The 20,818-nt window shown below is 69.8% G+C and carries 18 protein-coding genes; 6 read left to right on the forward strand and 12 right to left on the reverse strand.

From position 1 onward, the window contains the following. Positions 1 to 203: 203 nt before the first annotated feature. From ACTWQN_RS35830 to ACTWQN_RS35845, 4 genes are all read right to left on the reverse strand, one after another. Positions 204 to 704: a GerMN domain-containing protein gene (locus tag ACTWQN_RS35830; RefSeq protein WP_443208110.1), complete on the reverse strand. Its 501-nt coding sequence runs from the start codon at positions 702 to 704 to the stop codon at positions 204 to 206. Beyond that, positions 701 to 2,131, reverse strand: a complete 1,431-nt coding sequence (locus ACTWQN_RS35835; protein ID WP_443208111.1) for an ATP-binding protein — start codon at positions 2,129 to 2,131, stop codon at positions 701 to 703. Before ACTWQN_RS35835 ends, ACTWQN_RS35830 begins: the two co-directional genes overlap by 4 nt. Then, positions 2,128 to 2,814 carry a response regulator gene (locus ACTWQN_RS35840; protein WP_443208112.1) on the reverse strand — a complete coding sequence of 229 codons (687 nt, stop codon included), beginning with the start codon at positions 2,812 to 2,814 and terminating at the stop codon, positions 2,128 to 2,130. Before ACTWQN_RS35840 ends, ACTWQN_RS35835 begins: the two co-directional genes overlap by 4 nt. An 83-nt stretch (positions 2,815 to 2,897) precedes the next feature. After that, positions 2,898 to 3,719 carry a phosphatase PAP2 family protein gene (locus tag ACTWQN_RS35845; RefSeq protein WP_443208113.1) on the reverse strand — a complete coding sequence of 274 codons (822 nt, stop codon included), beginning with the start codon at positions 3,717 to 3,719 and terminating at the stop codon, positions 2,898 to 2,900. A gap of 162 nt (positions 3,720 to 3,881) precedes the next feature. Here ACTWQN_RS35845 and ACTWQN_RS35850 point away from each other — a divergent pair, with 162 nt between their 5' ends. Next, complete coding sequence (locus ACTWQN_RS35850; protein ID WP_443208114.1) at positions 3,882 to 4,454, forward strand: D-alanyl-D-alanine carboxypeptidase family protein; 573 nt, start codon at positions 3,882 to 3,884, stop codon at positions 4,452 to 4,454. Here ACTWQN_RS35850 and ACTWQN_RS35855 read toward each other — a convergent pair. Then, the gene (locus ACTWQN_RS35855; RefSeq protein WP_443208115.1) at positions 4,417 to 5,160 is read right to left on the reverse strand and encodes a DUF6597 domain-containing transcriptional factor; all 744 of its coding nucleotides are present in this window, start codon (positions 5,158 to 5,160) and stop codon (positions 4,417 to 4,419) included. The genes ACTWQN_RS35850 and ACTWQN_RS35855 overlap by 38 nt on opposite strands. Positions 5,161 to 5,222: 62 nt before the next feature. Here ACTWQN_RS35855 and ACTWQN_RS35860 point away from each other — a divergent pair, with 62 nt between their 5' ends. Continuing rightward, positions 5,223 to 5,801, forward strand: a complete 579-nt coding sequence (locus tag ACTWQN_RS35860; RefSeq protein WP_443208116.1) for a TIGR03086 family metal-binding protein — start codon at positions 5,223 to 5,225, stop codon at positions 5,799 to 5,801. Positions 5,802 to 5,837: 36 nt separating this feature from the next. On the opposite strand, the gene ACTWQN_RS35865 is transcribed toward ACTWQN_RS35860, so the two are convergent. The 3 genes from ACTWQN_RS35865 to ACTWQN_RS35875 all read right to left on the reverse strand — a co-directional run bounded on the left by ACTWQN_RS35865 (position 5,838) and on the right by ACTWQN_RS35875 (position 9,466). Continuing rightward, positions 5,838 to 6,350: a methylated-DNA--[protein]-cysteine S-methyltransferase gene (locus tag ACTWQN_RS35865; RefSeq protein ID WP_443208117.1), complete on the reverse strand. Its 513-nt coding sequence runs from the start codon at positions 6,348 to 6,350 to the stop codon at positions 5,838 to 5,840. Positions 6,351 to 6,364: 14 nt separating this feature from the next. Then, positions 6,365 to 7,831 carry a DNA-3-methyladenine glycosylase 2 family protein gene (locus ACTWQN_RS35870; protein ID WP_443208118.1) on the reverse strand — a complete coding sequence of 489 codons (1,467 nt, stop codon included), beginning with the start codon at positions 7,829 to 7,831 and terminating at the stop codon, positions 6,365 to 6,367. A 615-nt stretch (positions 7,832 to 8,446) separates the two neighbouring features. Further along, positions 8,447 to 9,466, reverse strand: a complete 1,020-nt coding sequence (locus tag ACTWQN_RS35875) for a nucleoside hydrolase (RefSeq protein ID WP_443208119.1) — start codon at positions 9,464 to 9,466, stop codon at positions 8,447 to 8,449. 178 nt (positions 9,467 to 9,644) lie between these two features. On the opposite strand from ACTWQN_RS35875, the gene ACTWQN_RS35880 reads away from it, so the two are divergent. Next, positions 9,645 to 10,313 (forward strand): alpha/beta fold hydrolase, encoded by a 669-nt coding sequence (locus ACTWQN_RS35880; protein WP_443208120.1) that lies wholly within the window; start codon positions 9,645 to 9,647, stop codon positions 10,311 to 10,313. A 7-nt stretch (positions 10,314 to 10,320) separates the two neighbouring features. On the opposite strand, the gene ACTWQN_RS35885 is transcribed toward ACTWQN_RS35880, so the two are convergent. Then, positions 10,321 to 12,090 (reverse strand): hypothetical protein, encoded by a 1,770-nt coding sequence (locus tag ACTWQN_RS35885; RefSeq protein ID WP_443208121.1) that lies wholly within the window; start codon positions 12,088 to 12,090, stop codon positions 10,321 to 10,323. Positions 12,091 to 12,333: 243 nt separating this feature from the next. Next, positions 12,334 to 13,083 (reverse strand): TetR/AcrR family transcriptional regulator, encoded by a 750-nt coding sequence (locus tag ACTWQN_RS35890; protein WP_443208122.1) that lies wholly within the window; start codon positions 13,081 to 13,083, stop codon positions 12,334 to 12,336. A gap of 152 nt (positions 13,084 to 13,235) precedes the next feature. Here ACTWQN_RS35890 and ACTWQN_RS35895 point away from each other — a divergent pair, with 152 nt between their 5' ends. Beyond that, entirely contained in the window at positions 13,236 to 14,420 is a 1,185-nt protein-coding gene (locus tag ACTWQN_RS35895; protein ID WP_443208123.1) for a DUF418 domain-containing protein, read from the forward strand. Positions 14,421 to 14,480: 60 nt separating this feature from the next. Then, entirely contained in the window at positions 14,481 to 15,536 is a 1,056-nt protein-coding gene (locus tag ACTWQN_RS35900; RefSeq protein WP_443208124.1) for a peroxidase-related enzyme, read from the forward strand. A gap of 66 nt (positions 15,537 to 15,602) precedes the next feature. Here ACTWQN_RS35900 and ACTWQN_RS35905 read toward each other — a convergent pair whose 3' ends face one another. Then, a complete protein-coding gene (locus ACTWQN_RS35905) occupies positions 15,603 to 17,906 on the reverse strand; it encodes a molybdopterin-dependent oxidoreductase (protein ID WP_443208125.1) in 2,304 nt (767 codons plus the stop codon). A gap of 423 nt (positions 17,907 to 18,329) precedes the next feature. Then, complete coding sequence (locus ACTWQN_RS35910) at positions 18,330 to 19,247, reverse strand: erythromycin esterase family protein (RefSeq protein WP_443208126.1); 918 nt, start codon at positions 19,245 to 19,247, stop codon at positions 18,330 to 18,332. 238 nt (positions 19,248 to 19,485) lie between these two features. Between ACTWQN_RS35910 and ACTWQN_RS35915 the strand changes: the two genes are divergently transcribed. Continuing rightward, positions 19,486 to 20,818: purine-cytosine permease family protein (locus tag ACTWQN_RS35915; protein WP_443208127.1), on the forward strand; the 1,333-nt coding region annotated here is incomplete at its 3' end.

Below are 20,818 nucleotides of genomic sequence, written 5' to 3' on the forward strand. Positions count from 1 at the left end.
ATCCGTTGGAAATCAACGGATTCATCTATCGGTGCAGCACGATCATCGCGTGGTGCCACTGATGAGCGGCGGCCCCAAGGCGCTGCGTGAGGATGCACGCCCCGGTTCGGTTTTGGCGATTTCGCGCGAAATCGCCCGTTCTCGGCAGGACGCCGTGCTCGAACGGAACCCGATCCCGGCCGATGTCGCGCCGGTTCGCGGCGTCAGTGGAAAAGCGGGCAGGTCTGCGGAGCCCGGGTCCGCCCGCGCCCCACGAGGGTGACTTCGAGGCGTCTGGTGGGCTGGTCCTGGGCCGTGGCATTGACCGCGGTGCACACGATCTGGTCGACGGCCATCGTGGACAGTTGGGTCACGTCGGTGCCCAACCTGACCGTCATGTCCGAGGCACGAGAGGTCAGCACGATAGGCTCGGCATCCGGCGGAACCTCGCTGGTGAAGCCCTGTGCGCGCTCCTCGGCGGTGGGACCGGCCGCGAGCAGCGCGAGCGCGCCCGACGGCGATCGCTCGCCCGCGGCGCGCACCACCGGAGTCAGCTCACCGTTGAACACCAGGTAGAACGCGTCTCCCTCGATCGGCCCGCTCGGTGCGGGAGCGCCGGGGATGACCCCGCTGGGCCGGACCCCGCATCCGGCGGCGAAGGCGGCGAAGGCGGCGAGCAGCACGGCACCGGCGAGCAGTCCTCGGGAGATGCTGCGTCCAGTCACGGTTGACCTCCGCGATCACGTGGCAGGCGAAGGGTGAACACCGCCCCGCCGTGCGGGCCGTTGCCCGCCACCAGGCTTCCGCGGTGCAGCCGCGCGTTCTCCCACGCGATGGCCAGTCCAAGGCCGCTGCCTTCGGAGCGGGTCCGGGCGGTGTCGGCTTTGTAGAACCGGTCGAACACGTGCGGCAGCACCCGCGGATCCAGTCCTGGGCCGTGGTCGCTGACCTCGACGGACATCCAGTCCGGCCCGACCCGAAGGCGCACCGATACCGGTGCGGCGCCGTGCTTGAGCGCGTTGCCGACCAGGTTGGCGACGACCACGTCCAACCGGCGCGGGTCCAGGCGGGCCACGATCTCCGGCGGCAGGTCGGTTTCGACGGCGTCCGACCACCCGCGGCGGCGCAGGGACGCGCGCACCACCGCCGCCACGTCGACTTCGTCGATCGCGAGGGTCGCCGCGCCGGAGTCGAACCGGCTGATCTCGATGAGATCGTTCACCAGCCGGGTGAGGTTGTGCGTTTCCTGGCTGACCAGCCGGGCCGCCTTGCCCGCGTCCCCCGGCAGCCGGGGTGCTTCGTCGTCCAATACGTCGGTGAGCGCGGTCATCGCCGCCAGCGGGGTGCGCAGTTCGTGGGACACGTCGGCGACGAAGCGGCGGGCGTCGGCCTCCATCCGGCGGAGCTCCCCGACCTGCCGTTCCAGCGCCTCGGCGGTGGTGTTGAAGGTTTGCGCCACATCGGCCAGTTCATCGTGGCCGCGGACCCGCAGCCGGGTCGTCAGATCCCCCTCGCCCAGCCGGTGTGCCGCCTGGCGCAGTTCGCGCACCGGGCGGAGCACGCTCCGGGCCGCCAACAGCGCCAGCAACAGCGCGAAAACCAGCGACAACCCGCCGGTGAGCCAGGCCATCACGGCGAGCTGATCGATGCTCTGCTGCTCGGGGAACAGGCTGCGCACCGAATAGATCTCCAGGCCCGACGCCTGCGACAAGCCGTTCGGCCAGGTGATCATCACCTGGGTTCCGATGATCAGGGTCGGTTCGCCCCGCCGGGAAACCCGTTGCCAGGCGACGTGGTCGGCGCGCACCTCCTGCCGCAGTTCCGGCGGGAACGCGCTCGGATCCAGGGAGCCGGAGGATCTCCGCGCACCGTAGACCGCGACCGCGGTGTCCTCCCGGTTCGACAGGGCGTCGGCGATCTCGTCGAGCTGGGCCTGGCTCGGTGGGAGGTTGCGCACCGGAAACAGCCTCGTGACCTGGTCGACCAGGGCCAAGGCGGCTGTGTCCTGGGCCTTCTGCAGGATCACGTTGCGGGCGTGGACGTAACCGACGCCCGCGACCGCTGTCGCGGTGGCCAACACCAGCAGCGCGAAGGCCAGCAGCAGCCTGACGCGCAGGCCTCGCACCCGATCGGCGATTCGCCGCCAGTTCACAGCGGTCCGAAGCGGTAACCGAAGCCGCGCACCGTCTGCACGTAGACCGGTGTGCCCGGATCGTCCTCGATCTTCGCGCGCAGCCGCTGCACGCAGGCGTCCACCAGTCGCGAATCGCCGAGGTAGTCGTGCTCCCAGACGGCTTCCAACAGCTGCTGGCGGCTCAACACCCGGCCCGGCGAACCGGACAGTTCGAGCAGCAGCCGCAGCTCTGTCGGGGCGAGGCCGATCGGCACCCCGGTCTTGCTGACCACCATCGCGGCCCGGTCGATGGCCAGGTCACCGTGCTTCGCGAGTTCCGGCTGCGGCGCGCTCTGCCGCGCCTGGCCGTCGGTGCGCCGCAGCACGGCGCGGATGCGCGCCTCCAACACCCTGGCCCGCACCGGCTTGACCACGTAGTCGTCGGCACCGGCCTCCAAACCGGCCACCACGTCCATGTCGTCGTTGCGGGCGGTGAGCATGATGATCGGCAGGTCCGTGGCGGCCCGGATGCGGCGGCAGACCTCGAAGCCGTCCATGCCGGGCAGCATGAGGTCGAGCACCACGGCATCGACTCCGGACAACGCGGCGAGGCCGTGCTCACCGGTTCCCACGGCGTCGACCGTGTGCCCCTGCCGGGTCAGCGCCAACTGCAGGCCATCGCGCACCGCTTGGTCGTCTTCGATCAACAGCACCCGGGACATAGCACCAACTATCGCAACGCGGACTGGGACCACCTGCTGGTGAGCGGGGATCCCGGTCTTACCGGAACAACCACTCACGACCCTCAGTACAGCAGGAGCAGCATCGGTGCCACGGCCAGCACCGTGCACCCGCCCGCCGCCGCGATCGCGCTGAACACCCCACCGATGGGCAAGACCACGGCCACCACCAGCGCGATCAGCCCAGTTCCCACCCAGACCACCGCGCCGCGCCCGGCATCCGGCGAATCGTGCCGGTGCGTCAACGCGGCGGCCAGGCAGCACAGCACCGCGGCCAGCAGCACGCTCCCGACGACGTCGCTGAACCGGTGCCATCCGGTGATCATGGTGGCCGAGGCGATGATCGAAACGCCAACCGCGCCCGGAATCGCGACCCACCGACCGGTTCGGGCGGGCAGCACCAGCAGGAACGCGAACAGCAGGCCCATCGCGGCTGCGGTATGGCCGCTGGGGAAGCTGTTGTGCGTGGTGGATCCCTCGACATCGAGATCAGGACGCGAGATCAGCAGCTTGCCCACCCTCGCGACGGCGACCGAGCACAGCACCGCCCCGGCACCCGCCACCCCCGCCAACGGCCGTCCGCGCAGCGCGCCCACCAGCAGCACCAAGCCGAGCAGCACGGCCAGCACCGCCGGGTCGCCGAAGTAGGACAGCACCGTCTTGGCGGGCTCGACCAGCGCGGTCGGCTGCTCGTAGCTGCCGCCCCGCTCGGCACGCGGTACGAGCCAGCCGTCCAACTGCTGGCCACCGCGCGTCCAGACGAACACCAGGCAGGTCAGTGCCAGTGCGAGCGCGTAAACGAGGGCGGCGGCGAGCAGGCGGCGGCGGTGGCCCCGCGGCGGCCTCGACAGTTCCGGCACCGTTCGAGCGGCAGGCAGCGCGTTCACCTGCTCGATGCTCGGCCGAGGAGGTCCTGACGACGTCCGCGCCATGTCATCGTTGCGTCACAGTTCGCCCGGCCGCCCGCGTGCGGACCTGTTACCCGACCATTGCTCTCCCGTCATCGAGCCGGGAACGGGTCCGCACAGTCTCCGTCGACCATGGCGGACATGACCGATCTCCAGGCTTTCCCGACACGGGAACGCGTCTTCGAGGCGATCACCAAAGTCCTCGCCGTGGTGTTGCTACCGGCGGCCTTCCTGCGCACACCTGGTCGTGCCCGCCACATCGCCTGCCAGTGGGCGTTGGCCATCCGGTTCCCGGCCGAGAACCTCGACGGGCTCACCCGCGAAGCGCGGACGATGTTCACCACGGCCCGCAGCGAGGCGTTCTGGCGGGACGGCCAGCTGATCGGCCTCACCTCCGGGCACCGGGACGCGGCGGAACAGCACCGGCTCTTCGAGGCGGAAGTCCGGCGAACCGGCTCGCCGCACGCGGCCCGGAAACGGGTTCTGCCGCCCGCGGAATCGGCCCACGTCAAGGGCATCGCGATGGACGTGCGGCCGAGGGAAGGCGCGCGCTGGCTGGAGACCAACGGCGGTCGCTACCAGCTGTACCGCACCTACGACAACGAGTGGTGGCACTTCGAGCACCGCCACCGGGCGCCGCGGCGGCAGCCGAACCCGGGGTGTCGGGAACCCGGCGTCAGTACCGCTGCGCGTACCGGGTGGGGGATTCGCTGAACATCTCCTTGAAGTCCCGGACGAAGTGCGCTTGGTCGGCGTACCCGAGTTCCGCCGCCAGCGACGCCCAGTCGGGATCCGCGCCCGCCGCCAACCGCTCGGTCACCTCGTGCAGGCGGTAGCGGCGGATCACCCACTTCGGACCGATGCCCACGTACTCCGCGAACAGCCGTTGCAGCTGGCGGACGCTGGCGCCGACGTCCGCCGCGAGCGCATCGACCCTGGTGATCCTCGGATTCGCCGCGATCTCCGCGACGATGTCCGCCGCCTCCCACGCCCTGGGGTCCGGCTCGGGCAAGTGCGCTCTGAGCAACCGCTCGACCGCAGCCACATCCGGCGCATCCGGCAGATCCGGGCCGAACACCTCGCGTGCGTCGATCGACCGGTCGGTGATCGCCGAGACCGGCCCGCCGAGGAACGGCTGGAAGCAGCCGGGCCGGAACGCCACCCCGAACACCCCACTGCGGCCTGCCAAGACCTTGACCTGGTAGCCGCTGGAGACGCCGCTGACGGTCGCGCGGCGGTCCTGGAACGTCAGGTGCACGTTCGGATAGGGCACGATCAGCTGCCGGTAGGGCTCGGGGTAGTCCCAGGAGACCACCCAGTAGCGCGCGACGTAGCGGGCCAGGTCCGGCGAAGGGGTCGGGAAGGAGTGGCGTTGGAACTTCCGCCACGCACTCCCGAGTTCGCGGGTGTCCCTGGTCACGCCCGGGAGTCTATGTCGCGTTTGTTCAAGACACCTGACGCGCACCGTGTTTGCGTTGGGACATGTCAGACGCACAGTTCATGGCCCGCGCGGCCGCCGCACTCGTGGAGATCATCCGCCGTATCAAGCCGGACCAGCTCGATGCGCGCACCCCGTGCACCGACTACGACGTCCGCGGATTGGTGAACCACCTGCTGTTCTGGGGACCGTCGCTGGAGGGGGCCGGGCGCAAGGAGATCGTGCCGCCGGACGGGGCCGAGGCGGACGTGGACCTGACCGGCGGCGACTGGGCCGCTGCCCTCGAAGCGCACCTCGATCGCACCGTCGCGACCTGGAGCGAACCGGGCGCCTGGGCGGGCACCACGCACATGGGCGGCCCGACGGAGCTGCCCGCCTCGTTGGTCGGCGGCATGGTCGTGGGCGAGCTGGTGGTGCACGGCTGGGATCTGGCGAAGGCCACCGGCCAGCAACTGGTGGTGGACGACGACCTCGTCGAGTACGTGCACGGGGAGATCGCGAAGACCGCCGAGCAGGGCCGCCAGATGGGCGTCTACGGCCCCGCGGTGGCCGTACCGGACACCTCGTCCACATTGGACAGAACGCTCGGCCGCACCGGCCGCAACCCGGCCTGGACCCCTTGACCCCGGTCCGGCGCGAGGTGGAGACCGAAGGCGCCGCTAGTACTCGAAGGCGAGCGCCGGTTGGGTGTGGGCGCTGTTGCTCCGCTCGAAGTCCAGCAGGTGTTGCTTGCGGTCCAGGCCGCCGCCATAGCCGGTGAGGTTGCCGGTGGAACCCACCACCCGGTGGCAGGGCACGATGATGCTGATCGGGTTCTTGCCGTTGGCCAGGCCCACCGCCCGCGAGGCGCTGGGCCGCCCGATCCGCTCCGCCAGCTCGCCGTAGGAAACCGTTTCGCCGTAAGGGATCTCGCACAACGCGGCCCACACCGTGCGCTGGAACGGGGTGCCGGTCAACGCCGTCGGCACGTCGAACTCGCTGCGCTGCCCGGCGAAGTACTCGGCCAACTGCTCGATCACCGGGCCGAAGGGGGCGTCGTCCGGCTCGCCGAACCTCTCCTCCGGCGGGCGGTGCCGCTGGCGGTCCATGTAGAGACCGGTCAGGGCACCGTCGACCGCGACGAGGGTGAGCGGGCCGACGGGGCTGTCCACGACGGTGTGCACGGTAGGCATTGCTAGTCCTTTCTTCAGGCCGGTAGCCGGTTGATCGCGTGGTCGCCGGTCGCCCACAGGTACTGCACCGCGTACGCGCGCCAGGGGCGCCACGCAGCGGCGTGACCGGTCAGCGCCGCTGGTGTGGCGGGCAGGGTCAGGTTACGGGCGGCGTACCGGACTCCCAGGTCGGTCGGTACGAAGGCGTCGGGATCGCCCAGCGCGCGCATCGCGATCGTCTCGACGGTCCAGGGGCCGAAGCCGGGCAGGGCGGCGAGCCCGGCGCGCGCCCGGCGCCAGTCGGTGCCGACGCTGAGGTCCATGTCGCCGTTCGCCAAGGCCTCGACCAGGGTGGCGAGCGTGGCGCGCCGCGCCTTCGGCAGCGCGAGCCTGGCCGGATCGAGCGAGGCGAGTGCCGTGACGTCCGGGAACAAATGGGTCAGCTCGCCTGCCTGGTCCGACACCGGCTCGCCGTGGTCGACGACCAGCCGGGCAGCGTGCGTGCGGGCCGCCGCGGTGGACACCTGCTGCCCGAGCACCGCGCGCACCGCGAACTCGGCGGCGTCAACGGTGCGGGGCACTCGGCGCCCCGGCTCCTTGTCGACCAGCGGTGCGAGGACCGGGTCGGCGCGCAGCAGGCCGTCGATGGCGACCGGGTCGGCGTCCAGGTCGAGCAGCCAGCGGCACCGGGTGATCGCGGCGGACAGATCCCGCAGGTCGGTCAGGGTCAGTCGGCAGTCGATGTGGTCGGGTAGCGGTCGAAGCGCGACGATGCCGTGACCGTGCGGCAGGCGCAGGGTGCGGCGGTAGGCACCATCGCGCCACTCCTCCACCCCGGGGATCGCGGTGGCCGCGAGGTGGCCGAAGAGGTTGTCCGGGCACAGCGGCGCGCGGAACGGCAACCGCACCGCCAGCGATCCAGCGGCGGTCGGGCGCTGCCGGGAAGCGCGCGCCCGCAGTTCGGTCGGGGCGAGCCCGAAGATTTCCCGCACCGTGTCATTGAACGCCCGCACGCTGGAGAAACCGGCCGCGAAGACGACGTCGCTGATGGGCACGGTGGTGGTCTCGATCAGCAACCGGGCGGTTTGGGTGCGTTGCGCGCGGGCCAGCGCGAGCGGCCCGGCCCCGAGCTCGGCTTGGAGCTGGCGCTGGATCTGCCGGACGCTGTAGCCCAGCCGCGCGGCGAGTCCGGGAACGCCGTCCCGATCGACCACCCCGTCGGCGATCAACCGCATCGCCCGCGCCACCAGATCGGCCCGCTCGTTCCACTGCGGCGAGCCGGGGCTGGCGTCCGGTCGGCACCGCTTGCACGCCCGGAATCCGGCCTGCTGCGCGGCGGCCGCGCTCGGGTAGAAGCGCATGTTCGCCGCCTTCGGCGGCACCACCGGGCAACTCGGTCGGCAGTAGATGCCGGTGGTGATCACCGCGGTGAAGAACCAGCCGTCGAACCGCGCGTCCTTGGACTGCACGGCCCGCACGCAGCGCGCCACGTCCTCATGCATGCCCCCAAGCATCATCGCGCGGACGGGCCGGAGCTAGCGGAAAAACGACATCATCCTGCGCACTGCCACGTCCGCCCGAGTTCGGCGCGGCGAACACCCATGCGGATTTCCCGCACAGCTTCGTCGAACTCGCGACGTACGTGGACGGTGCGGGCCGGATCCCGAGCGACGCGAAATTCGTTGCGCTGCGAGCACCCGCCGAGTTGCTACCCGAGCTGGTGGAGCGCATCAGCAACACCAGCGAGAATCTCGCGGCGTGCCTTCGGCGCTTCGAGGGCCTGCACATCGGCCACCCAAGACCTGTTGCGGCGAAAAGGAATCCCGCTGAACCGAACACCAACTGGCGACACCTTCGTACCGTCCACAACAGCACTCGGCACCGCAATAATCTTCCGCCAAGCGAACAACACGACAATCCCGAAATCCACCGGGTCACAAACCGTGATCGGCGCACCACGTCGCCGTAGTTGATCCGATCGTCGACCTACGGCTGGTCCACCTGAACGCCCGGGACCACCGAGTCGGCCCGCGCCGACTCGGTGGCCGCATCAGCAGGAATCGCTGGTACGTCCAGATAATCCAACCGCCGCGCGCAGGACCGATCCCCGCCGAAGATCAGCCCCGCCAACCAAGCCATGCCGTACAACTACCGCCCCCAACCCCAAACCCTCCGAGGCGCGGTGGTTTGGGAGGGAGTGTTAGGAGGGTTTTGATTTGGTTGTAGAAGGCTTGGGGGTTGATTTGTTCGATGACTGTTGCGTTGGGTTCGAGGCCGTGGACTCCCCAGGACATCGCCGCGTAGCCGCGGGTCAGTTCGCCTGCCGTCTCGACGTCGACGTGGTAGCGGGCGCTGCGGCGGATCAGTTCGGGGTGCAGCAGGAGTGCGGTCGTCAGCGAGTCGGGGTGGGTGGTGCCCTCGATGCCGACGCTGCGGTCGAAGTCCAGCGTCGCCGCGCAGACCCTGGTGAAGAACCGGGACAGCGGGGTGTCCAGGGCGGCGATCTCGTCCAGCTGGGGCTGGGCGAACACCGCTTGGTCCAGGGTCAGCGGCGCCCACGGGACCACGACGATCTCGAAGCCCGCCGCGAACACCGCCTTGGCCGCCTCCGGGTCGACGTAGAAGTTGAACTCGGCGGCGGCCGTGATGTTGCCGCGAGCGTTGTTGGAACCGCCCATCACGTAGAGGGTTGCGACGTTCCGGGCGAAGTCCGGGTCCTTGATGGCCGCGGTCGCGATGTTGGTCAGCGGGCCGATCGCGGCGATCGACAGTTCGCCGGGGCGCTCGGCGGCCAGCCGGATCAACGCGTCCACCGCGTGTTCGCGTTCCGGCGCGCAGCCGGTCAGGTCCATGGTCATGCCGCCAACGCCGTCGCCGTGCACGTTCTCGGCGCTCTCCCACGGCCGCACCAGCGGGCGGCGGCAGCCCAGGTGCACCGGCACCTCGCCGAGACGTCCGGCGACGTTGCAGGTCAGGAAGGCGTTGCGGACCTGCTGGTCGAAGCCGACGTTGCCGGCGACCATCGTCACGGCGCGCAGCTCGGCCCGTGGGTCGAGCAGGCCGACGAGCAGGGCGATGCAGTCGTCCTGCGCCGTGTCGGTGTCGATCACCAGCGGGATGGGCTCAGGCGTTGGCATTACGACTCCTGTTCAGCGAACCTGACGACCGACGTACTTTACGTCCGGTGACGGCCGAGACCTGGGGATCAGCTGCCCTCGATCGCTGACGCCCCAACGATTCCTCGTATCGCGGACAGATGCTGTCCTAAACGACTCCTAGTGTTGGTGGCACGGACCGATTGCAGAGGAGTCGATCATGGCGACCTACGTCCTGGTTCCCGGAGCCTGCCACGGCGGTTGGTGGTACGAGCCGCTCGCGGCGGAGCTGCGCCAGGAAGGGCACGTGGCGTACCCGGTGACGTTGACCGGACTGGGCGACCCGCAAGAACTGCTCGCCAAACCGATCAACCTGGACACCCACATCGAAGACGTGGTGCGGCTGCTGGTGGAAGCGGACCTGCACGATGTCGTCCTCTGTGGACACAGCTACGCCGGGATGGTGATCACCGGGGTCGCCGACCGGGTCCCGGAACGGATCGCGTCCCTGGTGTACGTCGATGCCTTCGTTCCCGAGGACGGAGCTTCGGTCATGTCGCTGACCAGCGGTTTCTGGCACGACTGGTACATCGGCGGGGCGAAGGCGGACGGAATCGGGGTGGCGCCGCTGCCGGTGCTGGATCCACGGGCGACGCCGCATCCGCTGGCCTGCCTGGTGCAGGCGATCCGGCTCACCGGCGCACTGCGGCGGGTCCCGCGCCGCGAGTACGTCTACCTGGCCAACTTCGAGAACACCCCGTTCACCCCGTTCTACGAGCGCCTGCGGGAAGATCCGGGGTGGCACGTCCGCTCGCTGCCCGTCGGGCACAACATCCTGCGCGACGCCCCCGACGACTTCCGGAAGATCCTGCTGGGCGCCGCGCCGTGATGCCCGCTCACTTGGCCGGCGGCAGCTTGAAGGACGCTTTGCGAGCGGCTTTGGCGACCTTCTTGTCCGGGTGCTGGCCGCCGATGAGGGCGAGCACGGCCTGCACGTCCGGATGATCCAGGCGCCACATCTGCTCGATGATCTCCTGCTCCTGCCCCACCGGCACCGTTTCCGCCAGCACATCGGACAGTTCGTCGGGTTCGACGGTGTCCAGCGCGGCGCCGAGCATGTCGGTGAGCAACCACGCCGCATCGGACACCGTCGATTCGAGCTCCGGTTCGCCAGGGTCGAGCTGGTAAAGCGTCAACTTCGCGTACGGCCGCAGCGCTGGCTCGTCCAGCGCCTGCCGCCACCGCTGCGGCGCGCTCGCGGCGACCGGTCCGGCGATCGCGATGGCGATCATCCGATCCTCCGCGTCACCTGCCGCGGCGGACGTGAGGAGTTCATCGGTGCCCGCCACCGCACCGCGAGCCGCGAACCAGGCCTCCGTTTCGGTCGCCAACTCGTCGTCGGTCGCACCCTTGGCGAAGTCCACCAAGTCGAAAGCGGTCATCTCGTCGACCGGTGGCAGCAGCCGGACCTCGACACCGCCTTCGGTCAACGCGCCCGCGAACGCGAACTGACCGAGCGGGGTCAGCCGGGCGATCCCGTCGCTGGCGTACGCCGCGCCGAGGTCCGCCAGGATGCCGACCAACCGATCGGCCGGATCGCCGTAGGTCTCGACCCAGGATTCCCAGGCGCCCTCGGGGGCGAATTCGTCCGCCACGATGTCCTCGATCATCTCGCGCAGTTCCACGAGCGGGATGCCTTCGTTGCGGGACAGGAACAACGACACCATGGCGACGCTGGCGACGTCGGAAAGATCGAGTTCGGTGACGTCGTCCTGGAAGATGTCATCGGTGAGCACGCCAAGCGCGTCCGCCCAGACGTCCAGTACCGCTTCATCGCCGCCGTCCGGCCAGTCACCGGCGGTTGGGCCGAGTGCGGCGGTGCTCGGGCCGACTTCGACGAATCCCAGGTCGACCGCAAGATCCCAGAGGCCGCGCAGCTCCGGGATGTCGGTCAGCTCGGTAACCGATTCCGGTACCCGCACGCCGAACACCTCGGCAGCGGCGATCGCATCCGCGGCGTCCGGCTCGCCGTCCACCAGCGGGCGCCCGTCGGCCCACCGAGCCAACCGCTTGGCGCGGTCCAGCAGCGAGCTCTGCCTGGCCTGGGCGGCGAGCTCTTCGTCCGGGGGCAGCCGCAGCGGCGGCAGCTGGTCCGGCAGGCCGAGCGCCTCCCGCAGGCCGACGGGTTCGGCGAACGGCCCGGCGCCGTGCTCGTCGATCCAGCGCGCCACCTCGGCCTCGTCCGTCGGGTCGATGCCGTCGGCGGCCATGGCCTGCCCGACGCGCCGCCCGAATCCCCAGTTCGCCGGATCCATCACGATTTCGGCGAACCGGGGCTCGATCTCGTCGACCTTCCGATGCAGGCCGCTGACCTGCTGCGCCGACAGTCGTCCGGTGTCGGCGGCGAAGGTCAGCAGCTCGCGAACGGTGGCGATCACCTCGTCCAGGTCGGCAGCGTCTTCCACCGTCACATTGCGCGGGTACCGCTGCAGCAGCAGCTCTTCCAGGTCCGCTGGTCGCAGCGCGGTCAGGTCCACACCGACGTGCTCGTGCAGCAGTCGGAGCAGGATGTCGGCATCATCGCTGTTGCCTCGGGTGGGTTGTTCCTGCTTGTCAGCCCACTCGGCCAATTCGGGCAGCAGACTCTCGACGGGGTCGCGCTCCATACCTGAAGCGTATCGACCCCGCAGCTGGCTCGGACGTCAGGCCCGTAGCGGAGCCACCGCCGGTCACGCCCGGGAGCCACTTGACCCGCAGTGCCGCACTGGACACTCGGAGTAGCGACGCCGGGGTGCGTTTTCCGAGACGCACATGCGCTCGGGAATGACAGGTTGGGCAGCCGGTAGAGGTTCGACGCTTCCCGGTGCGCCAGCACGGACTTTCACGTGCCGCCAGCAGCGTGATGCCCGTCAGGTGAGGTTGGCGACGCCGTCGAGGATCCGGTCCAGGCCGAAGGTGAAGTCCGGGTCCGCGGCTGGATCTTCGCCCGGTCCGGGTGAGTTGTTGAAGACGCCCGAGGCCAGCAGTCCGGCCACCTCGGGGAAGTCCTCCGGGTTGACCAGCTTCGCGAGGCTCTCGCCGTAGCGCCGGGTCGCTTCGGGTTCGTCCACACCCGCCGCGCGACCGGTTTCCAGTTCTTCCGAGAGCACCGTCGTGTAGCGGACGTATCCGCTGATCAGCATGACCACCCCGATCTTCTGCGCCCAGTCGAGCTCGGTGGTCCGCAGGACTCGCAGCGCGGCCTCCAGCCAGCTGATCTGGTTCGGCCCGATCGGCGGCCCCGAGACGGGCACCTGCGCCAGCCACCGGTGCCGGTGGTTCACCCGGCGCTCGGCCGCGGCCCACTGCCGCAGTCCTTCGCGCCAGTCCGCCGGCTCGACGTCGATCTCCGGTGCGGTACCCATCGCGAAATCCTGCATGAGGACGAACAATTCGTCCTTGGAACCCACGTAGCGGTACAGGGACATGGTGGTGAAGCCGAGTTCCTTGGCGATCTTGGGCAGCGTGACCCCGCCCAGCCCGTGCTGATCCGCCAGTTCGACGGCCGCGCGCACCACCCGATCCACGTCGAGTTCCGCCGGTCTGCCCAACCGCGAGCTGGTCGGAACGCGCCACAGCCGACGCAGTTCCGCGGGCACCGCCGCATCGTCCATGCTCATGCCTCTCCGAGGTCAGCAGCACCGGGACCGATCAGCACGAGTGCCCCTCACCTGCGAGTTCACCTCCGCCACTTGCCGGGCAATCATGGCACATGCTTTAGTTTAAATCATATAGTTTCACTGGAACACTTACTCGACGATGGGGACGTACCGTGCAGATCCGAAGTGATCCGCGCCCGGTTCGCGGGCCGGTGCAGCGCGGCGAGCGGGCGTTGGCGCCCGACCTGGCCCGCGGATTCATGCTGCTGTTCATCGCGCTCGCCAACAGCGCGGTCGCCGCGTTCGGCACCCAACCCGGCGTCGAGCAGGCGCCCGAAGGACTGGAGCGCGGGTTCAACCTGTTCATGGCCACCCTGGTCAACAGCCGCGCCTTTCCGGTGTTCGCGATCATGTTCGGCTACGGGCTGGTGCAACTGGCGCGGCGCCAGCAAGCGGCCGGTGCCGCGCCCGCCGCGGTGCGTTCGGTGCTGCTGCGGCGAAACGCGTGGCTCGTCGCCTTCGGCGCGGCCCACGGCGTGCTGCTGAACTTCGGCGATTTCCTGGGTGCCTACGGCCTGGTCGGCATCGTCGCCACGCTCGTCCTCCTGCCGCGCGGCGATCGCGTGCACCGCGTCGTGCTGTGGCTTTGGGGCTGCTCGGCGCTGAGCTCGGTCGTCGCGGCCGCGCTCCTCGTGTCGGACGCCGTTCGAACGCCAGGCGGCAACGCCGGAGTTCCGACGACGCAACGCGAATCGCTGGTCGCCGACGACTACTTCAGCGCCACCCTCGCCCGCATCGGCGAATGGCCCGGCCACACCTTGACGGTGCTGGGCTTCATAACCGTTGTGTGGCTTGGCATTTGGGCCGCCCGCCGACGGCTGCTGGAGGACCCGGCGAGTCACCGGACGCTGCTGCGCGCCACGGCGGCGATCGGGCTCGGGGTTGCCGTGCTGGGCGGTCTGCCGTTGGGCCTGATCAGTGCCGGACTGTGGCACACCAGTGCGTCCACCGCGGAACTCGCCGCTGTGCTGCACGCCACCGGCGGGCTTTTCGCCGGACCCGGCTACGTCGCGCTGTTCGGTTTGCTCACCCTCGTGGTACCGCGCCGCTCGGTGGCCGCGGTGGCGGCGCTGGGGCAACGATCGCTGTCCGGCTACCTGTTCCAGTCGCTCGCCTGGCTCGTCCTGCTGTCGCCGTACGCGCTCGCGCTCGGCGGGATCGGTAGCACGGCGCTCACCACCGGTTTGATCGCGGTGCTGGTCTGGTCCGCTACGGTGCTCGGCGCCTGGCACTTGGAGCGGCGTTCCCGGCGCGGTCCCGCCGAAGACGTCCTCCGCCGCCTCACCTATCGGTTGTGAGCGGCAGCGGTGGTCCGTGCGACCATTCCCGCTCACAACGGAAAACCACGAGGATGCCTCATGACGACTGTCAGCAGTGAACGCGTTGTCCGCACCGAGGCGCCGTTGGACGCGCTTCGCCCGGACGTGCGCGAGTTCACCGCGAGCGTCGATGCCGCTGTGCTGCGCCCGGTCGACCAGTCCGTGCTCGACTGGGCGGACCGGGCGCGCATCGCGCTTCGCGTCGCGCTGGTCAACGAACACCAGGAATACGCCGACGAAATCGCCCGAGAACTGGACTCGTTGGCCGGTGCCGGTGCCGCCGAAGTCATCCGGGACACCGATCGCTGGCGAGAGCTGCCCGAATCGCGGCAGGCGCTGCTCGCGCACTGCGAGCAGGTCGCGCTCGATCCGGCCGATGCGGGTGCGGGCGAGATCGCGGTGCTGCAGGCGCACGGATTCACCGCCGCCCAGGTGGTGGCCGCTTCGCAGGTCGTCGCGTACGTCAGCTACCGGGTTCGGCTGCTGCTGGGGGTTCGGCTCGTCGCGGAAGCTGGCGATGGACCGGTTTCCGGGCCGGTGAACACCATCGAGGCCGGTGCCACCGCGGATGGTTGCGAACTACCGGCCCCGGCCGAGGCGTTTCCGGTGCTGCGCTGGGTTCCGTGGGTCGAGCCGGACGAATCCGCCGGAGCCGACTCGTCGCCGTTGCACCAGACCCTGTCGCACGATCCGCTGGTGCTGGCGCAGCGATCCGCGCTGCACGACGCGATCATGGCAGGTTCGCTGGACCGCGCGGACCGCGAGCTCGCCGCGCTCGCCGCCTCGCTGATCACCGGGTGCGAGTACTGCGCCAGCGTGCACGGCCGTCGCCAGGTCGAGCTGTCGCGGGACCAGGTCACCTCCGTCGCGCTGGCGAAAGCGGGTCCGGCGGCGGTGGCGGATCCTCGGCAACGCGCGATCGTCGACGCCGTCGGTGCCCTCTCCCCAACTCCGGCCGCACTGGATGCCGCCGACATCCGGCGGCTGCACGCGGCCGGTCTCAGCGCCGACGACGCCCGCGACCTCATCGCGGTCGCGGCGATGTTCGCCTGGACCAACAGGTTGCTGATGACCCTGGGCAACGCCGCCGCCTGAAACCCGTTGCACCACACGCGAATGCGCGACGCCCGCCAACGCGTTTTGCCCTAACTCGCAAGGGATTCAGGCAAGACCGCCGCTCGGTGCTCCTTCGGCGGAGCCCGCGATCGGAGGTGTGCGGACCCGCAGCGGGGGTAGCGTTTCGATGAAGCGGCACACCTCGACCCGGGCCAGCTGGCCGGTGCAGCCCTGCGCCAGGCGGGATGTTCCGATGTCCCGGGTCACGGCGTTCGGGTTGCCGTGGATGCAGGTGGCGACCTCCGGCGCGCTGGGGTCGTACCAGGCACCGGTTGAAAGCTGGACCACGCCGGGTCGCACCGCGCAGCTGATCACCACCGCCGCGAGCACGCTGCCCGACGCGCTGGTCAACCGCACCAGATCCCCGGTGGCCAGGCCGCGCGCGGTCGCGTCCGTGGGGTGCATGCGCACCGGCTCGCGGCCGTGGATCTTGGCATCGGTGCTGGTGGCGCCGTGGTCGAGCTGGCTGTGCAGGCGCGTCGCGGGATTGTTCGCGACCAGGAACAGCGGGAAATCACCGGTCCCCGGCGGCACCTGCAGCTCCTCCGGGACCAGCCAGGTCGGGTGTCCGGGGCAGTCGTCGTACCCGAAGGAGTCGATCCGCTCGGAGAACAGCTCGATGCGACCGCTCGGCGTCGGCAGCGGGTGCGCGGCCGGGTCGGCGCGGAACTGGTCGTAGAGCACCTGATCGTCCGGTTCGGCGGGCAGTTCGAGACGGCCGAGCTCCCAGAACTGCTCGAAATCCAGGCCAGGATCGAGTGCCTCCCGCCGCCACTGCTCGTACAGGTGCGCCAGCCAGCCCCGCTCGTCGCGCCCCTCGGTGAACTCCTCCGCCACGCCCAGCTTCCCGGCCAGTTCGGCGAAGATCTCGAAGTCCGACCGCGCCTGCCCCAGCGGCGGCGACACCTGCCGCATGGCGATCAACGCGCGGTCCTCCCTGGCACCGCCCAGGTCGTTGCGCTCCAGCGTGGTCGTGGTCGGGAACACGAGATCGGCGTGCCGGGCCGTCGCCGTCCAGAACGGCTCGTGGACGATCACGGTCTCCGGTCGGCGGAACGCCTCGGTCAGCCGCGCCAGGTCCTGGTGGTGGTGGAACGGATTCCCACCGGCCCAGTACACCAGCCGGATGTCCGGGTACCGGCGACGTTCGCCGTCGTAGTCGTACTCCGCCCCCGGATGCAGCAGCATGTCCGCGATGCGCGCCACCGGGATGAACTCGCGCACCGGGTTCACGCCCTGCGGCAAGGTCGGCAACCGGTACGGCAGGCGTCGCGCCCCCACACCGGCCATCGCGCCGTAGCCGTGGCCGAATCCGCCGCCGGGCAAACCGATCTGGCCGAGCACGCAGGCCAGCGCGACGCCCGCCCACAGCGGCTGCTCGCCGTAGCGGGCGCGTTGCAGCGACCAGCTCAACGTCACCATGGTGCGCTTGGTGGCCATCGATTCGGCTAGCCCGGCGATGACCACCGCGTCGATGCCGCAGATCTGCTCCGCCCACCGCGGGCTCTTCGCGATGCCGTCCGCCGCGCCGAAGAGGTACCGCCGGAACTGGTCGAAGCCGACGCAGTGGGTGCGCAGGAATTCCTCGTCGTGCAGGCCGCGATCGATCAGCACGTAGCTCAGCGCCAGCATCAGCGCGGTGTCGGTGCCCGGCACCGGGGCGAGCCACTTGGCGTCGAGTTCCGGGGCGAGGTCGTCGCGCAGTGGGCTGATCAGCGTGAACCAGGCGCCGCGAGCCCGCGCCCGGCGCAGCTGTCCGGCCACCTCGTGTCGGCTGACGCCGCCGGAGTTGACCTGCGAGTTCTTCTCCGGGATGCCGCCGAAGCACACGAAGTGCTCGGTGTGCTCGGCGAGCACCGGCCACGCCGTGGGTTTCGCGATCGGATCGTCGTTGCCGACCACGTGCCGCAACAGCGGTCGGGCGGCCCCCACGCTGTAGGTCTGCACCGAGCGGGTGTAGCCGCCGATGACGTTCAGGAAGCGGTGGATCTGGCTCTGCGCGTGGTGGAACCGGCCAGCGCTGCCCCAGCCGTAGGACCCGCCGTAGATCGACTCGTTGCCGTGTTCGGTGCGCACCCGGTCCAGTTCTCCGGCCGCCAGCCCGATCGCTTCCGACCAGCTGATCGGCAAGTATTCGTCGCTGCCGCGTGCCGTGGAACTGCCGTCCAGCCAGCCGCGCCGCACGTGCGGCGCCAGCACGCGGACCCGCTCGTCCAACGCAGCGGGCACGTTGCGCAGCAGCGGAGCCGGGTTCGGGTCGTCCGGGTCGGGGATCACGTCGAGGCCGCTCGGGGTGCGCGCCGCGCTGAACAGACCCCAGTGCGAGCTGTGCTGGTGGTACGTGGTCATCCCGCACGCTCCGAATCTGGTGCTTCGGTCGTGAGCGCCGCGTCGGGCCGGAGCCCGCTTCCGCACTCATCGCCTGCGCCGGGTCCGGTATCCGCTCTCACGCGGGCGGCCGGGCGGGCGGGAACGCGGGCATTCATCGGGAGAACTCCTGGTCGGCGATCAGGGCGACGCGGGCGAACCGACTAAGTTGCCGCTGGGTTTCGGGCGTGTCAACCGCGAGCGGAACACGTCGCACGGCCCGCTACCACCTGACGAACGCAATAGCCAAGATATCTGCTGCAACAGCTTTATCGGGAGTAGTTCCACGATGTGGTCAGTGCTGGTCGGCGGTGGTCAACCTGATGCATCAGGTTGCCAATTGTGAATTGAGTCACTTTTTCGGAACGGCGATCGACAAATCGGGCAGCGGCGGGGAAAGGCCACTCACGGCCTCCGGAGCAGGCGGACCGGGGTCACGTCCCGGACGTGGACCACGAGGTCGAGCCAGTCGCGCAGGGAGCCGCCCGAGATGTTGTAGTCGGCATCGTGCGCCGGGTCGTAGTGCGGACCGATCAACCTCGTTCGGGTTGGGGTTTCGAGCCAGGCCCGCACGTCGGCCGGGGCATCGGCATGCAGGTCGAGCACATACGCATCCGGACCCGTCGCGAGCACCGCTTCGACGAAATCCGCTGGCGGAGCGGGCACTTCGCGCAGCGGCGATCCGCTGTGGAAGGTCAGGCCGATCGGCAGGTAACCCGCGCCGAAGTGCTCGCGCAGGTAGCTTCCGCCGTTTCGCGACGTCAGCGCTCCGGGCGAGATCGAGCGCGCGGCACCGTTGACCGTGTGCGCGAGACCGCCCCAATAAACGATCTTGTGCCCGGTGCGTTCCTGCCAGCGGATCGTGTTCTCCGCCAGCCCGCGTTCGATGTCCGCGAGATCCTGCCCGGGCACGACGGCCTCATCCGCGAGGACGAGTCGAACCGGATCGTCCGGATGCTGCTCGTCGTAGCCGCGGATCCACTCGACCGCACCGAGGACCTCCTCGGTGCGCAGGAACGACCGGGCGCCGGTCAGCACCTCCCGCGGATCACCGCGACCCGTCCGCACGTATTCGTCGAGGAGGACGCTCGCCGCGTCGTCGCCTTCCAGCGCGAGCGAGCGGAACCCCAACTCCACCACCAGGAACCGCAGCATTCGCTGCGCGACGACCGACAGCTCACGAGCGCCCCGCGACGAATCACCGAGGGCTACGACCGTGGCGTCGCGCAGCCTGTCGCGCAACGGCAGCAGGTCGCCGTACCCGTCCGTCGCGGTGAGCGCAAGCGCCCGGTCCTTGATCCACTGCGTTGCGAGGTGCACCATGCGGGCAACGTAGAACCTCGATCAAAGTAGAAGTCAAGAAAGCGCCGCTGCGGTCGCCACCGACCGGGTACCGGCCGAAACACCGCCTGGCCAGCGGTGGTTCATCGGCCCGAAACACCGGGTTGTGCAAAGTGCACCGACCTGGCCGCAAAACTGTGCACATGACCCACTGACCGAGACCTGACCAGGCCTTACGGTACGCGGTTAACGCCCCCCGAACCGACCGAAGGAGCTCCCCATGGCGTCATCCGTCGGGGTCGACGACTACGCGTTGACCCGGGTGCCCAGCGGCGCTCGCTACTCCTGGTGGTCCGTCGCGGTGCAGCGGTTCGGCCAGGTGTCCGCGCTCAGCCAGTTCCTGCTCGGTGCCACGCTCGGCTTCGGCATGACCTTCTGGGACGCCTTCCTCGCGCTCACCCTGGGCGCGGTCGTCCTGGAGGTCGTCGCGATCTTCGTCGGTGTGATCGGCGCCCGGGAGGGCCTGTCCACCTCGATGCTGGCCCGCTGGACCGGCTTCGGCCGCGCCGGATCCGCGCTGATCGGACTGGCCATCGCGATCAGCCTGATCGGCTGGTTCGGCATCCAGTCCGCGGTGTCCGCCAAGGGCCTGGTCTCGCTGGTCGGCGGGCTGCCCGAATGGGGTTGGGCGCTGGTGTTCGGGCTGATCGTCACCGCGATCGTGCTGCGCGGCTTCGGCTCGATGGCGTGGGTCGCCTACGTGACCGTACCCGCCTTCCTGGTGCTGGTCGGCTGGTCGATCGGCGTCGAGCTCACCCAGCACGACATCGGCGCGCTGCTGGCTTCCGCCCCGCCCGGTCCGCAGCTGTCGCTGTTGGAGGGCACCACGCTGGTGGCCGGTGGTTTCATCACCGGCGCGGTGGTCACCCCCGACATGACCCGGTTCAACCGCACCGTCGGCGACGTCGTGAAGCAGACGCTGGTCGGCATCACCCTCGGCGAGTACGTGATCGGGTTGGCCGGTGTGCTGCTCGCGCACGCGGTGCGGTCCGCCGAGATCACCACCATCGTCACCTCCTCGGTCGGCTGGGTCGGCATCCTGGTGGTCGTCGCGGGCACCGTGAAGATCAACGACTGGAACCTGTACTCGTCCGGGTTGGGGCTGGTGAACTTCGTCGGCACGGTCTTCGGGAAGAAGCTCAACCGCGGTGTCGCGACCGCGGCGTTCGGCCTGATCGGCAGCGTGCTGGCCGCCGGCGGCATCCTCGACGAGTTCACCGGCTTCCTGACCGTGCTCGGGGTGGTGTTCCCGCCGATCGGCGGGATCATGGTCGCCGAGTACTTCATCGTGCGGCGTTGGCGGGGCGAGCTGGAAGCCGCGCGCGCCGTCGGCGAGGTCCCGGACGAGTCGCCGAACTGGGTGCCCGCGACGCTGCTCATCTGGGCGGTTTCCGCGCTGGTCGGTGGATTCGTCGAGATCGGTCTGCCCAGCATCAACTCGCTGGCGCTGGCGTTCGTGCTCTACGCCGTCGCGGGCAAGCTCGGCCTCGTCCGCGGCGTCGGCGCCACCGCGACCGCAACCCCGGTTTCCGTCGGGGGGGGGGGGGGGTCTG

The sequence above is a fragment of the Saccharopolyspora antiqui genome, assembly GCF_052246905.1.
Classification (GTDB): Bacteria; Actinomycetota; Actinomycetes; order Mycobacteriales; family Pseudonocardiaceae; genus Saccharopolyspora.

Excerpts from the sequence above, each read along its gene's own strand:
- ACTWQN_RS35875 (WP_443208119.1), bottom strand. The coding sequence starts at position 9,466 with ATGCCAACGCCTGAGCCCATCCCGCTGGTGATCGACACCGACACGGCG.
- ACTWQN_RS35840 (WP_443208112.1), bottom strand. The coding sequence starts at position 2,814 with ATGTCCCGGGTGCTGTTGATCGAAGACGACCAAGCGGTGCGCGATGGC.
- ACTWQN_RS35885 (WP_443208121.1), bottom strand. The coding sequence starts at position 12,090 with ATGGAGCGCGACCCCGTCGAGAGTCTGCTGCCCGAATTGGCCGAGTGG.
- ACTWQN_RS35910 (WP_443208126.1), bottom strand. The coding sequence starts at position 19,247 with ATGGTGCACCTCGCAACGCAGTGGATCAAGGACCGGGCGCTTGCGCTC.
- ACTWQN_RS35880 (WP_443208120.1), top strand. The coding sequence starts at position 9,645 with ATGGCGACCTACGTCCTGGTTCCCGGAGCCTGCCACGGCGGTTGGTGG.
- ACTWQN_RS35870 (WP_443208118.1), bottom strand. The coding sequence starts at position 7,831 with ATGCATGAGGACGTGGCGCGCTGCGTGCGGGCCGTGCAGTCCAAGGAC.
- ACTWQN_RS35860 (WP_443208116.1), top strand. The coding sequence starts at position 5,223 with ATGTCAGACGCACAGTTCATGGCCCGCGCGGCCGCCGCACTCGTGGAG.
- ACTWQN_RS35890 (WP_443208122.1), bottom strand. The coding sequence starts at position 13,083 with ATGAGCATGGACGATGCGGCGGTGCCCGCGGAACTGCGTCGGCTGTGG.
- ACTWQN_RS35905 (WP_443208125.1), bottom strand. The coding sequence starts at position 17,906 with ATGACCACGTACCACCAGCACAGCTCGCACTGGGGTCTGTTCAGCGCG.
- ACTWQN_RS35900 (WP_443208124.1), top strand. The coding sequence starts at position 14,481 with ATGACGACTGTCAGCAGTGAACGCGTTGTCCGCACCGAGGCGCCGTTG.
- ACTWQN_RS35865 (WP_443208117.1), bottom strand. The coding sequence starts at position 6,350 with ATGCCTACCGTGCACACCGTCGTGGACAGCCCCGTCGGCCCGCTCACC.
- ACTWQN_RS35850 (WP_443208114.1), top strand. The coding sequence starts at position 3,882 with ATGACCGATCTCCAGGCTTTCCCGACACGGGAACGCGTCTTCGAGGCG.